Here is a 12497-nt window from a genome sequence, read left to right as displayed (position 1 = left end):
GTCAGGGCGTCCCACATTCCAGCCTGTTCCCAGAATTCACTCGCCGGGGCAGGCAGGGGTGTTGCTCACGTCCACTAAAGCTAGGGGTCGCTGGTTAACCGAACAGGTCCAGTTCCGTGAACAACGAGTTAACAATTGACGAGCTTCCGGAGAACTTTTCCGCCTGACCGGGGCATTTGTCGCCCCGGTCACGTAGAGGTGGGCTATGGCTCACAATTGCCAGGGGATTGTGAGGTGGTTCAGAGACTCCACACGACATGCTCCTCCGCGATGGCGAATCCCAGGTCCTCGTACACCCGTACCGCCGGGGCGTTGTCTGCCTCCACGTAGAGGATGACCTTGCCCGCCCCCTTGCCCACCATGTGCTGCAAGCCCAGGCGCAGCAGCGGCCCGCCGAGCCCCCGCCCCCGGAACGCGGAAGCCAGCCCGACGACGTAGACCTCGCCGAACTCCGGCCGCTCCTCCGTGTGCCACTTCGTCCAGTGGAAACCGGCCAGATGCGGCTGCCCGGTCTCCCACAGGAAGAGGACGTCCTCCGCGGCGAACCAGTCCGTCTCCTGGGCCCGGCTGAGCCGCTCCCGGTCCCAGCCGCCCTGCTCCGGGTGCCAGGAGAAGGCCTCGTTGTTGGCCGTCAGCCAGGCCTCCTCCACCACGTCCCGCCTGTAACGTTCAATGGCGGCCGGTAGGTCAAGGGCCTCCACTTCCGGGTGCGGGTGGAACTGCGCCGCCGCCTGCAGCTCCTCCCCCGTAATCGCCATGACCAGCAGGCGGCGCGTCATCCGGCGCCCCTGCGACTGCGCCAGCGCCTGCGCCGCAGGGAGGTTGCCGTGCGCCCACACATCCCCCTCGCCGAGCGCCTGGAGGAGGGCGGTGCCGACACCGCGGCGTCGATAAGCGGGGGCGACGACCATCTCCCACGAGGCGCCGTCGCCGGCCGCCACGCCCCGGACTTCCTCCTCTTCGAGGGCGAGGAGGTGCCGGTGCCCGCGACGGGCATCGGTGAGGCCGAGGAGGAACTGTTCGGAGAAGGCGTCGACGCCGTCCACCCGGGCGGCCTCGGCGAGAATGTCGTGCACGGCGGCGGCCCGCTCCGGATCGGCTGGCAGGTCAATCGGCTGGATCATCATGAACCCCAGCGTAACGCTGGTAGATATATAGAGGTGTACGTTCCTCGTCTGCCGCTGCTCATCGTCACTGTCCTCGCCGTCCTGGTCGGGGCGGGGTGGCTCGTCGACAGCATCGCGGCCTCCCGGGTCGAGAGGACCATCTCGCGGGAGGTGGAGGAGGCCGCCCGGCTCGACGTCAGCCCGCGGGTCAACGTCGACGGGGTGCCCTACCTGGCGGCCCTGGTCACCGGAGAGATTCCGGCGGTCCACGTCCATGCCCTCGATGTCGACGTGGCCGACATCGGCATGGTCAACGCCCAGACCCGCCTCACCGAGGTGGAGGTCACGCGCGCGCAGGTGCTGTCCGGGGACATCTCCGGCGCCCCGGCGCGCTCCTTCACCCGCACGATTCGACTCGACGGCGTGGCGCTCGGCCGGTTGCTCGACATGACGGACCTCGACATCTCCAACCCCTACGACATCTCCCCCGGGGGCGGCACCGCCGCCGAGGCCCGCCTCAGCGGAACCCCCTTCAACCAGCGGGAACCCTCCACGGTGCTGGTCGATCTCCGGCTGGTGGGCAACGAGTTCCGCATGACCCCCCGGGAGATCATCGACGCCCCCGCCGAGCAGACCCCCGCCGAGGCGGAGGCCATCCGGGAGGCCTTCACGCTCACGCTCGACACCCGGAAGCTGCCCCTGGCTGGCCGCGCCAGCACCGTGAACATGTCCGGCGGCTCCATCTTCTTCGAGGCGCAGCGCTTCAACGTCTCCGTCGCCATGTCCGCGCTCTCCCCGGTCGAGGTCTCCTCCGGCGACTAGTGGATGCGGAAGACGTCGCGGACCACCTGCCGCCAGGTCCGCGAGGTCACCGGGTACGCCTGCCGCGGGGCGTACACCTCGATGGCATCCCGACGGCTGCCCAGCTGCGCCCGCGCGAACTCACCCTCGTACTCGCCGTCGGCCTGGAAGGGCTGAGGCTCCGGGCAGGTGAGCAGCACCTCGTCGGCGTCGTCGAACTGCACCGTGCGGCTGCGGATCCAGTCCTCCAGCACCGTGCGGTGCCCGAAGCCGATGAGGTGGAGCATGCTCGCCGCGCCCCGCAGCCCCTGCAGATCGGTGAGCCCGAACAGCCCCAGCCCCCGGTCGAAGGAGTTGCGCGGGTTGGTCACCACCGGCAACGGGCCGAGGAAGGTCCAGGGGTTGGTGTTGGAGGCGACGAACAGCGGGACCTGGCGCAGGCGCAGGGTGCGGCTGTCGGGGGCGGCTGCTGTGGCGGTGACACTGATACGCGGGGGCCGGCGTTGCGCGCGCGTCCACACGAGCAGGCACACGGCGAGGTAGCGCAGAGGGGTCGCTGCGAAACCCATGGTCCGGGCCTCGTCGACCCGGGCGACGACATCGGCGTCCATCCCGAAGCCGGCGTTGACCGCGAACCAGCGCGTGTTCCACGTGCCCAGGCAGATCGTCCGCCGCAGGTCAGCGCGGATGAGATGGGTCAACATCTCGGTCGCGGCCACCGGTTCCGGCGGGAAACCCAGGGCACGCGCGAAGACATTCGCGGATCCGGTCGGGATGACCGCCAGGCACGGCACGTCCTCTGCCGCCGGGGTGCTCTCCCCCACCGCGCCGAGCAGCCCGTTGACGGCTTCGTTGACGGTGCCGTCGCCGCCGACCACCACGATGAGGTCCACGTCTTTCCGCGTCAGGCCCCGGCAGATCTCCTCGGCATGTCCGGGGTGGTGCGTGAAACGACCCGTCAGCCGCAGGCCGGGCACCGAGCGCAGCAGGGGGATGATCCGTCGGAAGAGGCCGTCGCTCTGGGAGGTGGAATTCGGGTTCGCTATCAACAGGACGCGCACGGTGGCTCAGCCTAGCCGGGGGCCCGCGTTGTCGCGTACCCGGCTGTCCGCGGGGCTGAGTTAAAAGGCCAGGTCGGCACGCGGTGGCGGCGAACAAACGGGTGCGTGCGCACGCACCCCCGCCGCGTCTAGGCTGTAGGCCATGAATGAGCAGTCGAAGAACACCCCGTCCGACACCCCCGGCGATGCCGCCGCAGCCGCCGCAGCCGCCGGCGCGCAGCCCGGCCTGAGCGGCAGCGACGCCGTCAACCTCGCGGCCGAGCAGGCGAAGAACACCGCCCACCGCAACATCCCCCCGCTGGGCCTGGGCGATCTCCCCGTCCCGGACGACACCGCCAACCTGCGGCAGGGGCCGAACATCCACGACGGACTGCTGGCTCTGCTGCCCCTGGTCGGCGTGTGGCGCGGCGAGGGCCGCGCCGATGTGCCGGGCGAGGGCCAGTACGCCTTCGGCCAGCAGCTCATCATCGCCCATGACGGCGAGAACTACCTCACCTACGAGTCGCGCATCTGGAAGCTCGACGAGGAGGGCAACACCGTCGGGCCGGATCACCGCGAGTCCGGCTTCTGGCGCATCTCCCTGCAGGACGAGATCGAGTTCGTGTGCACCCACTCCACCGGTGTCGCGGAGATCTTCTACGGGGAACCCGTCAACGAGCGTGCCTGGGAGTTGGAGACGGCTTCGACGATGGTCACCTCCAGCTGCTCCACCACCCTCGGTGCGGGCAAGCGCCTCTACGGCCTCATGCCGAACAACGACCTGGGCTGGGTGGATGAGCGGCTCATCGACGGCGAGCTGCGTCCGCGGATGTCCGCGCAGCTGCAGCGCATCGCAGGATAGGCCAGCCTACTCGGCGCCGAGCGCGGCGTTGATGAGCTCGCGTACCTCGTCCTCGTTGTCGGGGGCGGGGAGCTTCACGCCGTCGATCTCGGTGACACGGACGGCGACGCGGACGGAGGAGACGAGCCAGACGGAGTCGGCGTCGAGAAGCCGCTCGACGGTCATCTCCTTCGCTTTGCAGCGCCACCCGTGAGTTTCGGCGTAGTCGAAGAGTGCTGCCTGGGTGGTGCCGGGGAGGATGTCGCCGCCGGAGACGGGGGTGCGCAGTTTGCCGCCGGCGCGGACGGTGATCACCGTGGAGGTCGCGCCCTCGAGGACCCGGCCGGTGCCGGGGTCGAGGTAGATGACGTCGTCGAGGCCGCGGCTGCGTGCGTAGCGCAGGGCGGCCATGTTCGCCGCGTAGTTGAGGGTCTTCGCGCCGACGGTGAGCCAGGGGGCGGGCCGGGGCGAGCCGCCTTCGGTGGCCTCCTCGACGCCGGGCAGGGAGGTGTCGATGCTGAAGCCGCGGGGGCTCGTCATCACCTTGACCCCCTTCCGCCGCTGCCGGAGCACGGTGTCCGACACGGGCGTGAGCGTGAGCCAGGCGCTGGGCCGGCCGGTGGAGGCGCGGCCGCGGGTGTAGGTCCATACGCAGGTCGCGTCCTCGTCCGAGCGTTGCGACCACTCACTGACCGCCTCCCGGGTGGCCGTGATCCAGTCCTCCACGATCGGCTCGGGCAGTTCCATCAGCCGCGCGGAGGCGCGGAAACGGTCGAGGTGCCGCTGCAGGTTGGCGGGGTGTCCGTCCCGGATGAGGAGGGTCTCGAAGATCCCGTCCCCGCGGGTGACCGCGGCGTCGTCCCAGTAGATGAGCGGGAGCGCCGAATTGTGCCGCCGGATCGAGCCGCCATAAGGCTCGACGACGTAGATGATGGGCGAGGTGGAGTCCATATCCCTGCATTATGCCCCGGATCGCGGGCTACCATCGGGTGTGTGACGACCACTACGTACCGTTCCCCGCTCCTTGACCGCCCCGGTGCCGCTGCCCTGCAGGACCCGGACTCGCTTCTCGACGCCACCGGCGTCGCCTGGCATTACGGCGATCCGCTCGGCGAGCAGCGCCGCGCGGAGTCCGGCACGATCGTCGTGGACCGCTCCCAGCGGCGGGTGGTGCAGGTGACGGGCCCGGATGCCGCGGAGTTCCTCAACAACCTCCTGTCCCAGAAGCTTCTCGACGTCCCCGTCGGCTACTCCGCCGCCGCCCTCGACCTCGATATCCAGGGGCATATCCTGCACCACGCCGATGTCTCCCGGACCGAGGAGGGCTTCCTCCTTGATGTGCCCGCCGGGCAGTTCGACACCTTTCTCTCCTTCCTGCAGAAGATGATCTTCTGGTCCCAGGTGGAGATAGCGGAGGCCGACCTGGCGGTGCTCTCCCTGCTCGGTGCGCCCGTGGCGGTGCCGGAGGGAGCGGTTGTCCGCGACCATGGGTGGCGGCGCGATGTGTTGGTGCCGCGTGCCACCCTGGCGGAGTCGGTCGCCGCCCTGGAGTCCGCAGGTGCGGACGTGGCGGGACTCATGGCCTTCACCGCCGAGCGCGTCCGGGCCCTCGAGCCGGAGCTGGGGGCGGACCTCGACGACAAGTCCATCCCCCATGAGGTGCCCGCCTGGATCGGCCGGGGTGAACAGCCGGGGGCCGTGCATCTGGAGAAGGGCTGCTACCGCGGGCAGGAGACGGTGGCGCGGGTGGAGAATCTGGGCCGCTCCCCGCGCGTGCTCGTCATGCTGCAGCTCGACGGCTCGGCGCCGGAGACCCCGGCCCCGGGTGCCGAGATCCACGGCGCGGCCGGCGGGCGGGCGGTGGGGCGCCTGGGCACGGTGGTGCATGACCATGATTTCGGGCCCATCGCGCTGGCCGTGATCAAGCGCACGGCCCTGGAGCAGCCCCTGCTGGTGGGCGATGTCGCGGTGATGGTCGACCCGGCCTCGCTGCCCGCGGAGCGCGGGGAACAGGCTGGTCGGGCGGCCGTGGATCGGCTGCGGGGGCGCGGCTGAGCGGCTTCGCCGACTTTGCAGGCGTCACCCCCTGCTCCCCCCGGATTCGTCACAGTGATCTTGCGTTTTTCCCTATTTGTCCCCCATTCGCCGTGCTCAGGGACCCGGTGAGGATTTTTCCGACCATTCACGCTATTGTGTTCTTCAGGAATACACACAGACGTAAAGCCGATGGGGCATCCGAATTCCCTGGATCGCTCTCACATACCTCAAGGGGGTCAGGCCATGGGACGCGGTCGCGCAAAGGCAAAGCAGACCAAGGTTGCACGCCAGCTCAAGTACAACACGCCCGAAATGGATCTGGACTCACTCCAGCGCGAACTCGCTTCGCAGAGTCCTCGCCGTTCCTACGATGACGCTGGAGTCGACGACGACGATCAGTACGCCGACTACTCGGACTGGTCCGATGAGGACGAGGACGATCCCCAGGGAGCGTCCTACTCCGGCCGCTGATCCCGGCGGCGCACGCACGAAGGCGCGGCACCCCCCTGTTTCCAGGGCGGGTGCCGCGCCTTTGTGTTTCTGCGGGTCAGTAACCGGGGTGCTCGCCACCGAGCAGGGCCCGCTGGGTCTCGCCGACCGTGGCGGCGCGGACGGTGCCCAGCTCCCAGGCGTCGATGTGGCGGGCGGTGAGCATCGCCAGGGCGCGGTCCCGGTCCTCCGGGGCCACGATGGCGACCATGCCGACACCCATGTTGAAGGTCTTTTCCATCTCTTCGCGGGGCACCTTGCCCAGGTCAGCGATGGTGCGGAAGATCTGGCCCGGGGTCCAGGTGGCGCGGCTCATCTCGGCGACGAGGCCCTCGGGGATGATGCGCTCCATGTTGCCGGCCAGGCCGCCGCCGGTGACGTGGCAGAAGGTGCGGACGGTGCACTCGGCGGCCAGCGCCAGGCAGTCCTTGGCGTAGATGCGGGTGGGCTCGAGCAGCTCCTCACCGAGGGTGCGGCCGAGCTCTTCGACGTAGCCGTCGAGGGGCAGGGCAGCCTTCTCCAGGAGGACGTGGCGGGCCAGGGAGTAGCCGTTGGAGTGCAGGCCGGAGGAGGCCATGCCGATAATGATGTCGCCGGAGCGGACCCGTTGGGGGCCGAGCAGCTCATCGGCCTCGACGACACCGACGGCGGTGGCGGAGACGTCGTAGTGGCCGGGCTCCATGACGCCGGGATGCTCCGCGGTCTCGCCGCCGAGCAGGGCGCAGCCGGCCTGGACGCAGCCCTCGGCGATGCCGGCGACGATCTGCGCCACGTGCTCCGGGACGACCTTGCCGATCGCGATGTAGTCCTGCAGGAACAGCGGTTCGGCGCCGCAGACCACGAGGTCGTCGACGCACATGGCGACGAGGTCGATGCCGATGGTGTCGTGCTTGTCCATGGCCTGGGCGACGGCGAGCTTGGTGCCCACGCCGTCGGAACCGGCGGCCAGGAGCGGCTCCTTGTACTGGCCGAGGGCGAAGAGTCCGGCGAAGCCGCCGAGGCCGCCGCGCACCTCCGGTCGCGTGGCGCGCTTGGCCAGCGGGGCGAAGAGTTCGACGGCGCGGTCACCGGCCTCGATGTCGACTCCGGCGGCGGCGTAGGAGGCACCCTGGTTGTCGGTCATGGGTTCTTCACGTCTCTTTCTGTCAGGTTCTACTGGTTGGCCTGCATCGTGGCCACGAGGTCGGCGTTCGCGTTGCCGGTCGGCAGACCCAGCGGGTACCGGCCGTCGAAGCAGGCCACGCACAGTTCGTCGCGGGACTGCTCGGTCGCCTCCACCATCTCGTCGATGGTGACGAAGCCGAGGGAGTCGGCGTCGATGGCGCTGCGGATCGACTCGGTGAGCGCGGCGGTGCCGTTGGGGGTGTCCCCCGCGATGGCGTTGGCGATGAGCTCCCCGGGGCTGGCGAAGTCGATGCCGTAGAAACACGGCCACTTCACCGGCGGGGAGGCGATCCGGACGTGCACCTCGGCCGCCCCCGCCTCGCGCAGCATGCGGATGAGCGCGCGCTGCGTGTTGCCGCGGACGATGGAGTCGTCGACGACGATGAGCTTCTTGCCGGCGATGACCTGCCGCAGCGGGTTGAGCTTGAGGCGGATGCCCAGCTGCCGCAGGGTCTGGGAGGGCTGGATGAAGGTGCGGCCGACGTAGGCGTTCTTCACCAGGCCCTGCCCGAAGGGGATGCCGGCCTCGCGGGCGTAGCCGACGGCGGCGGGGGTGCCGGAATCGGGCACGGGGATGACCAGGTCGCCCTCGGCGGGGTGCTCGCGGGCGAGGCGGCGGCCGATCTCGATGCGGGTCGCGTTGACGGAGCGCTTGCGGATCACCGTGTCGGGGCGGGCCAGGTAGACGTACTCGAAGATGCAGCCGCGGTGGGTGGTCTCGGCGAAGCGGGCGCTGCGCACGCCGCCGGCGTCGATGGCGACGAGCTCACCCGGCTCGATCTCGCGGACGAAGGCGGCGCCGACGATGTCGAGCGCACAGGTCTCGGAGGCGACGACCCAGCCGCGCTCGAGGCGGCCGAGGACCAGCGGGCGCACGCCGTGCGGGTCGCGGGCGGCGTAGAGGGTCTTGCCGTCGGTGAAGGTGAGGCAGAAGGCGCCCTTGACGCGCGGGAGGAGTTCCTGCGCGGAGTCGAAGACGGTGCGGCCGTCGCGGACGGCGTCGGCCAGCAGCGCCGTGATGACGGCGGTGTCCGAGCAGGCCTCCTCGGTGTCGTTGGCGAACTCGCCGAGGCCGCGCTCGACGGCCTCCGCCCGCAGCTCCACCGGGTTGACCAGGTTGCCGTTGTGCCCCAGCGCCACGTCGGTGCCGTCGGGGGAGGTGCGGAACATCGGCTGGACGTTCTCCCACTTCTTGCCTCCGGCGGTGGAGTAGCGGGTGTGCCCCAGGGCGATGTCACCGTGCAGGGAGCTGAGGATGGACTCGTCGAAGACCTGGGACACCAGGCCCATGTCCTTGAACACGACGATGCGTTCGCCATCGCCGACCGCGATGCCCGCGGCCTCCTGGCCGCGGTGCTGCAGAGCGAAGAGTCCGAAATAGGTCAGTTTGGCGACTTCCTCGCCGGGCGCCCACACACCGAAGACACCGCACTCTTCGCGCGGTTCGGTCTCGCCGCGGTCATCCAGCGGGGCGAGGGGGGCAGAATCGGTCCGGGAACGGTCCTTAATTACCACGCCCACCACTGTAGTCTGTCAGTCCCTCACAGACTAATGACCGGCAGCAGCCCGGCCACCTCGCCGACCCGGGAGCCGGAGGCGTCGACGAGGCCGCGGGAGAGGGCGGCGTCGAGAAGCAGCTGTCCGGTGGCCAGCTGGAGCCAGGTGAGCGGGTCGGTCTCGAAGACGTTGGGCGGGGTGCCGCGCGTGTGCGCGGGGCCGGCGATGCACTGGACCGCGATGAAGGGCGGGATGCGGACTTCGACGGTCTTGCCGGGGGCCTTGTCCGCCAGCGCGCGGGCGCTGCTCCGGACGGCGGCGGCGAGGACGGCGCGCGGTGGTGGCGGGGTGCCCGCCGGGTCTGTGACCCACTCCAAAACTTCGCAAGGCAGCATAGATTGAGTCTAGTAAGGTAGCACCGAAGCCCAGCAAGTTCGCTCAGAGAAAGCCTGTCCGCATGCCGAACAACCACAAGTCCCCCAAAGTCACGCTCCGCTTCCTCGCCGCGCCGACCGATGTCCTCATGGCCGGCAACCAGGGGGTCAGCGGCGGGCGTGTCCTGGAGTGGATCGACAAGGCGGCCTACGCCTGCGCCGTCCAGTGGTCGGGCACCTACTGCGTGACCGCCTACGTGGGCCACATCCACTTCAACCGCCCCATCCCCTCCGGCCACATGGTGGAGGTGCGCTCGCGCATCGCCATGACGGGGCGTTCCTCGATGCACATCGTCAACGAGGTCTTTTCCGCCGACCCGCGGGAGGGGAAGTTCACCCGCGCCTGCGACTGCCTGGTCATCTTCGTGGCCAAGGACACCGCCACCGGCAAGACCCAGGCGGTGCCCGAGTTCATCCCGGCCAACGACGAGGAACGCCGCGTCCTCGACGCCGCCCTCTCCCGCATCGACCTGCGCAAGGCCATCGAGGCGGAGATGGAGGAGCAGACCTACGACGGCCCCTCCGAGGCCCCGCGCCTGATCAACCGTTTCCTGGCCAAGCCCACCGACATCAACTGGGGCGGCAAGGTCCACGGTGGCACGGCGATGGAGTGGATCGACGAGGCCGGCGCCGCCTGCACCATGGAGTGGTCCGGCGAGCACACGGTAGCGGTGTACGCCGGCGGCATCCGTTTCTACCGTCCCATCGCCATCGGCGACCTCATCGAGGTGGACGCCCGCATGATGCGCACCGATTCCCGCTCCATGCAGATGTCCATTCACGTGCGCTCGGGCAACCCGCGCGGCGGACGGGAGAATCTGCGGACCGCCATCCACGCGACCGTCACCTACCTGGCCACGGACACCGACGGCAACGCCCTGCCCGCCCGCCAGTTCATCCCGCGCACCACCGAGGATGTCCGGCTCGCCGAGCACGCCACCAAGCTGCGTGAGCTGCGCGCCGAGTACGCCCCCATGCCGCTCGTCTCGCAGGCGACCCCGCTGCACATCGACTAGAACAGGACTAGATCGACAGGAAGTGCTGCGCCGCCATCCCGGCGGCGACGCACAGCATGGCCGCCCCGGCCACGCCGGTGAGCAGGCGCGAGGCCCGCGCCGAGCCCGCCAGCACCCTTCCTGCGAAGATGCCCAGCAGCGCGTAGACGGCCAGCGCGGAGACGATGAACACCAGGCCGAGCACGAACATCTGCGACCACGCCGGCCAGCCGCCCTCGCCGATGAACTGCGGCAGCAGGGCGACGAACAACAGCAGCCCCTTGGGGTTGAGGCCGCTGACGGCAGCGCCGGTGGTCACCGCTGACGGGCGGGTCAGGGTCGCCACTCCCCCGCCCCCGCCCGAGCCCCCGCCCCGCGGCTCCGGTGCGGTTGACTGCACCTCCACCGTGACCGGCCCGGCGTAGGCGGCGCGCAGCATCTGCCAGCCGAGGACCAGTAGGACCCCGACGCCAGCGAGCGTGACCACGGTGAGCAGCACCGGATGCCGCGCCACCAGGGCGCCGAGTCCCCCGGCGACGACCACGGTCAGCCCGAGGTAGCCGAGCCCGATGCCCGACAGCGCCCGGATGAGCGGGCGGCGTCGCAGGGCCTGCCCGATCACGAACGCCCAGTCGGGGCCCGGGGTGAGGATCAGCAGGAGGCTGAGCGCGCTGAAGCCGAGGAGGTCCGTCATGTTCATGCCGGTCATCGTGCCCGCTTATCGACGCCCCGGATACTCCCGCCTCTTTCATTCATCCGGCGCTCTTTTCCGCGCCGTTGTGAGAGAATCGGCCACATGGATGAGGTGGATCGCCAGATTCTGTCACTGGTGCAGTCGAATGCGCGCATCACGGCCGCGGAGCTGGCCTATCGCACGGGCGTGTCGTCGAGCACCTGCCTGCGGCGGCTCCGCGCGCTGGAACGCGAGGGCGTGATCACGGGCTTCCACACGCGCCTCAATCCGGCGGCGGTGGGCTACGGGACTCAGGTCATCGCCTTCATCACCCTCGAGCGGGAGGACCGGGCGACGGTGGCGGCTCTCGAGGACGGGCTCGCGGCGTTGCCGCAGGTGCTCTCGGCGGAGCGGCTCTTCGGTGACCCGGATTTCCTCGTCCGCGTGGCGGCCCGTGACCTGGCGGACTACCAGCGCCTGCGCGATGAGCACCTCAGCGAGCTGCCGGGCGTCGCGCGGATCACGTCGACGCTGGTGATGCGGGAGATCGTCAAGGACGGCCCCCTCCCGCTCTGATCAGGCCACCACCATCCACACCGCCACCTGGTGGACTGCGGCGGCGACGATGGTCGCGGTGTGGAAGTGCTCGTGGTAGCCGAAGACCCGCGCCTGCCGCCCCGGCCAGCGGAAGCCGTAGACCAGGGCGCCGAGGGAGTAGATGAGGCCGCCGGCGAAGAGCAGCCACACCACCGTCGGGCCTGCGGTCGCCCACAGGGAGGGGACGAGCGGAACGATGAGCCAGCCGAGCGTGAGGTAGACGACGACGTCGAGCCAGCGGGGGTGGGTGATCCACACGAGGTTGAGCACCATCCCCAGCGCCGCCCCGGACCAGGCCAACCCCAGCATCCAGGCGGCCTGCGTGGCGGGTAGCCCGATGAGGCACAGCGGGGTGTAGGTGGCGGCGATGAAGAAGGCGATGGTGGCGTGATCCGCGCGGCGCCACCACTGGACCGTGCGGCCGGAGCGCCAGTGGCCGAGATGGTAGGCGGCGGACACCCCGAAGAGCACCACGACGGACACCGCGTAGACGTTCACGCCGAGGGCCTGCCACCAGGGCAGGGTCATCCAGGCGAAGGTCGATAGGACGGAGCCGGCGATCACGGAGGTCAGGGCCGCGAAGAAATGGAACCAGCCGCGCGTGACCGGGCGGGCGCCGCGGTCGAACACGTGTCGGGTGAGGGTGATTGTCTCTGCCATGTTGCGCCTTCCGCACCTTCCACACCGTAACTTACGGTCGCGTAGGCCACAGTACACGCCCGTTCTGTAAAATTTTACTTTCCGTGTTACTCAACATGTCACTTTCCTCTACAATAACTGTCAAGGTCCAGGGAATTTCTTCCCTGGCCATTCGGAAAGGACA

Annotated in this window: 14 protein-coding genes; 6 read left to right on the top strand and 8 right to left on the bottom strand. The window is 69.6% G+C overall.

What is annotated here, in order from left to right:
* Positions 1-239: 239 nt before the first annotated feature.
* Complete coding sequence (gene mshD, locus ACFPUZ_RS13085; protein ID WP_377002379.1) at positions 240-1127, bottom strand: mycothiol synthase; 888 nt, start codon at positions 1125-1127, stop codon at positions 240-242.
* A gap of 33 nt (positions 1128-1160) precedes the next feature.
* On the opposite strand from mshD, the gene ACFPUZ_RS13080 reads away from it, so the two are divergent.
* Positions 1161-1928 (top strand): LmeA family phospholipid-binding protein, encoded by a 768-nt coding sequence (locus ACFPUZ_RS13080; RefSeq protein WP_377002378.1) that lies wholly within the window; start codon positions 1161-1163, stop codon positions 1926-1928.
* Here ACFPUZ_RS13080 and ACFPUZ_RS13075 read toward each other — a convergent pair.
* The gene (locus ACFPUZ_RS13075; RefSeq protein WP_377002377.1) at positions 1925-2968 is read right to left on the bottom strand and encodes a diacylglycerol/lipid kinase family protein; all 1044 of its coding nucleotides are present in this window, start codon (positions 2966-2968) and stop codon (positions 1925-1927) included. The genes ACFPUZ_RS13080 and ACFPUZ_RS13075 overlap by 4 nt on opposite strands.
* A 142-nt stretch (positions 2969-3110) precedes the next feature.
* Between ACFPUZ_RS13075 and ACFPUZ_RS13070 the strand changes: the two genes are divergently transcribed.
* Positions 3111-3809, top strand: coding sequence for a heme-binding beta-barrel domain-containing protein (locus ACFPUZ_RS13070; protein ID WP_377002376.1), 699 nt, complete (start codon positions 3111-3113; stop codon positions 3807-3809).
* A gap of 6 nt (positions 3810-3815) precedes the next feature.
* On the opposite strand, the gene ACFPUZ_RS13065 is transcribed toward ACFPUZ_RS13070, so the two are convergent.
* On the bottom strand, positions 3816-4739 hold the full coding sequence (locus ACFPUZ_RS13065; protein WP_377002375.1) for an aminodeoxychorismate lyase: 924 nt from the start codon (positions 4737-4739) through the stop codon (positions 3816-3818).
* A gap of 42 nt (positions 4740-4781) precedes the next feature.
* Here ACFPUZ_RS13065 and ygfZ point away from each other — a divergent pair, with 42 nt between their 5' ends.
* A complete protein-coding gene (gene ygfZ / locus ACFPUZ_RS13060; RefSeq protein WP_377002374.1) occupies positions 4782-5843 on the top strand; it encodes a CAF17-like 4Fe-4S cluster assembly/insertion protein YgfZ in 1062 nt (353 codons plus the stop codon).
* Between the two features lie 225 nt (positions 5844-6068).
* Positions 6069-6296 (top strand): DUF3073 domain-containing protein, encoded by a 228-nt coding sequence (locus ACFPUZ_RS13055; RefSeq protein ID WP_377002373.1) that lies wholly within the window; start codon positions 6069-6071, stop codon positions 6294-6296.
* 76 nt (positions 6297-6372) lie between these two features.
* Here the strand turns inward: ACFPUZ_RS13055 and purM are convergent, their stop codons facing one another.
* The 3 genes from purM to ACFPUZ_RS13040 are packed head-to-tail and all read right to left on the bottom strand — an operon-like array spanning position 6373 to position 9370.
* Positions 6373-7437, bottom strand: coding sequence for a phosphoribosylformylglycinamidine cyclo-ligase (gene purM / locus ACFPUZ_RS13050; protein ID WP_377002371.1), 1065 nt, complete (start codon positions 7435-7437; stop codon positions 6373-6375).
* A 29-nt stretch (positions 7438-7466) separates the two neighbouring features.
* Entirely contained in the window at positions 7467-8993 is a 1527-nt protein-coding gene (gene purF, locus ACFPUZ_RS13045; RefSeq protein ID WP_377002406.1) for an amidophosphoribosyltransferase, read from the bottom strand.
* Between the two features lie 26 nt (positions 8994-9019).
* Positions 9020-9370, bottom strand: coding sequence for a sterol carrier family protein (locus ACFPUZ_RS13040; protein WP_377002370.1), 351 nt, complete (start codon positions 9368-9370; stop codon positions 9020-9022).
* Between the two features lie 62 nt (positions 9371-9432).
* Between ACFPUZ_RS13040 and ACFPUZ_RS13035 the strand changes: the two genes are divergently transcribed.
* Complete coding sequence (locus tag ACFPUZ_RS13035; RefSeq protein ID WP_377002369.1) at positions 9433-10425, top strand: acyl-CoA thioesterase; 993 nt, start codon at positions 9433-9435, stop codon at positions 10423-10425.
* Between the two features lie 7 nt (positions 10426-10432).
* Here the strand turns inward: ACFPUZ_RS13035 and ACFPUZ_RS13030 are convergent, their stop codons facing one another.
* Positions 10433-11104, bottom strand: coding sequence for a LysE family translocator (locus ACFPUZ_RS13030; RefSeq protein ID WP_377002368.1), 672 nt, complete (start codon positions 11102-11104; stop codon positions 10433-10435).
* A 96-nt stretch (positions 11105-11200) separates the two neighbouring features.
* Between ACFPUZ_RS13030 and ACFPUZ_RS13025 the strand changes: the two genes are divergently transcribed.
* Positions 11201-11653, top strand: a complete 453-nt coding sequence (locus tag ACFPUZ_RS13025) for an Lrp/AsnC family transcriptional regulator (protein ID WP_377002367.1) — start codon at positions 11201-11203, stop codon at positions 11651-11653.
* Here the strand turns inward: ACFPUZ_RS13025 and trhA are convergent, their stop codons facing one another.
* On the bottom strand, positions 11654-12334 hold the full coding sequence (trhA, locus tag ACFPUZ_RS13020) for a PAQR family membrane homeostasis protein TrhA (protein ID WP_377002366.1): 681 nt from the start codon (positions 12332-12334) through the stop codon (positions 11654-11656).
* Positions 12335-12497: the final 163 nt, after the last annotated feature.

The organism is Corynebacterium nasicanis, assembly GCF_042658165.1.
Classification (GTDB): Bacteria; Actinomycetota; Actinomycetes; order Mycobacteriales; family Mycobacteriaceae; genus Corynebacterium; species Corynebacterium nasicanis.
Note: the sequence above shows the minus strand (reverse complement) of the source record. Positions and strands in the feature narration are given on the sequence as shown.

Excerpts from the sequence above, each read along its gene's own strand:
- ACFPUZ_RS13025 (WP_377002367.1), top strand. The coding sequence starts at position 11,201 with ATGGATGAGGTGGATCGCCAGATTCTGTCACTGGTGCAGTCGAATGCG.
- trhA (WP_377002366.1), bottom strand. The coding sequence starts at position 12,334 with ATGGCAGAGACAATCACCCTCACCCGACACGTGTTCGACCGCGGCGCC.
- ACFPUZ_RS13055 (WP_377002373.1), top strand. The coding sequence starts at position 6,069 with ATGGGACGCGGTCGCGCAAAGGCAAAGCAGACCAAGGTTGCACGCCAG.
- purM (WP_377002371.1), bottom strand. The coding sequence starts at position 7,437 with ATGACCGACAACCAGGGTGCCTCCTACGCCGCCGCCGGAGTCGACATC.
- ACFPUZ_RS13065 (WP_377002375.1), bottom strand. The coding sequence starts at position 4,739 with ATGGACTCCACCTCGCCCATCATCTACGTCGTCGAGCCTTATGGCGGC.
- ACFPUZ_RS13070 (WP_377002376.1), top strand. The coding sequence starts at position 3,111 with ATGAATGAGCAGTCGAAGAACACCCCGTCCGACACCCCCGGCGATGCC.
- ACFPUZ_RS13030 (WP_377002368.1), bottom strand. The coding sequence starts at position 11,104 with ATGAACATGACGGACCTCCTCGGCTTCAGCGCGCTCAGCCTCCTGCTG.
- mshD (WP_377002379.1), bottom strand. The coding sequence starts at position 1,127 with ATGATGATCCAGCCGATTGACCTGCCAGCCGATCCGGAGCGGGCCGCC.
- ACFPUZ_RS13040 (WP_377002370.1), bottom strand. The coding sequence starts at position 9,370 with ATGCTGCCTTGCGAAGTTTTGGAGTGGGTCACAGACCCGGCGGGCACC.
- ACFPUZ_RS13035 (WP_377002369.1), top strand. The coding sequence starts at position 9,433 with ATGCCGAACAACCACAAGTCCCCCAAAGTCACGCTCCGCTTCCTCGCC.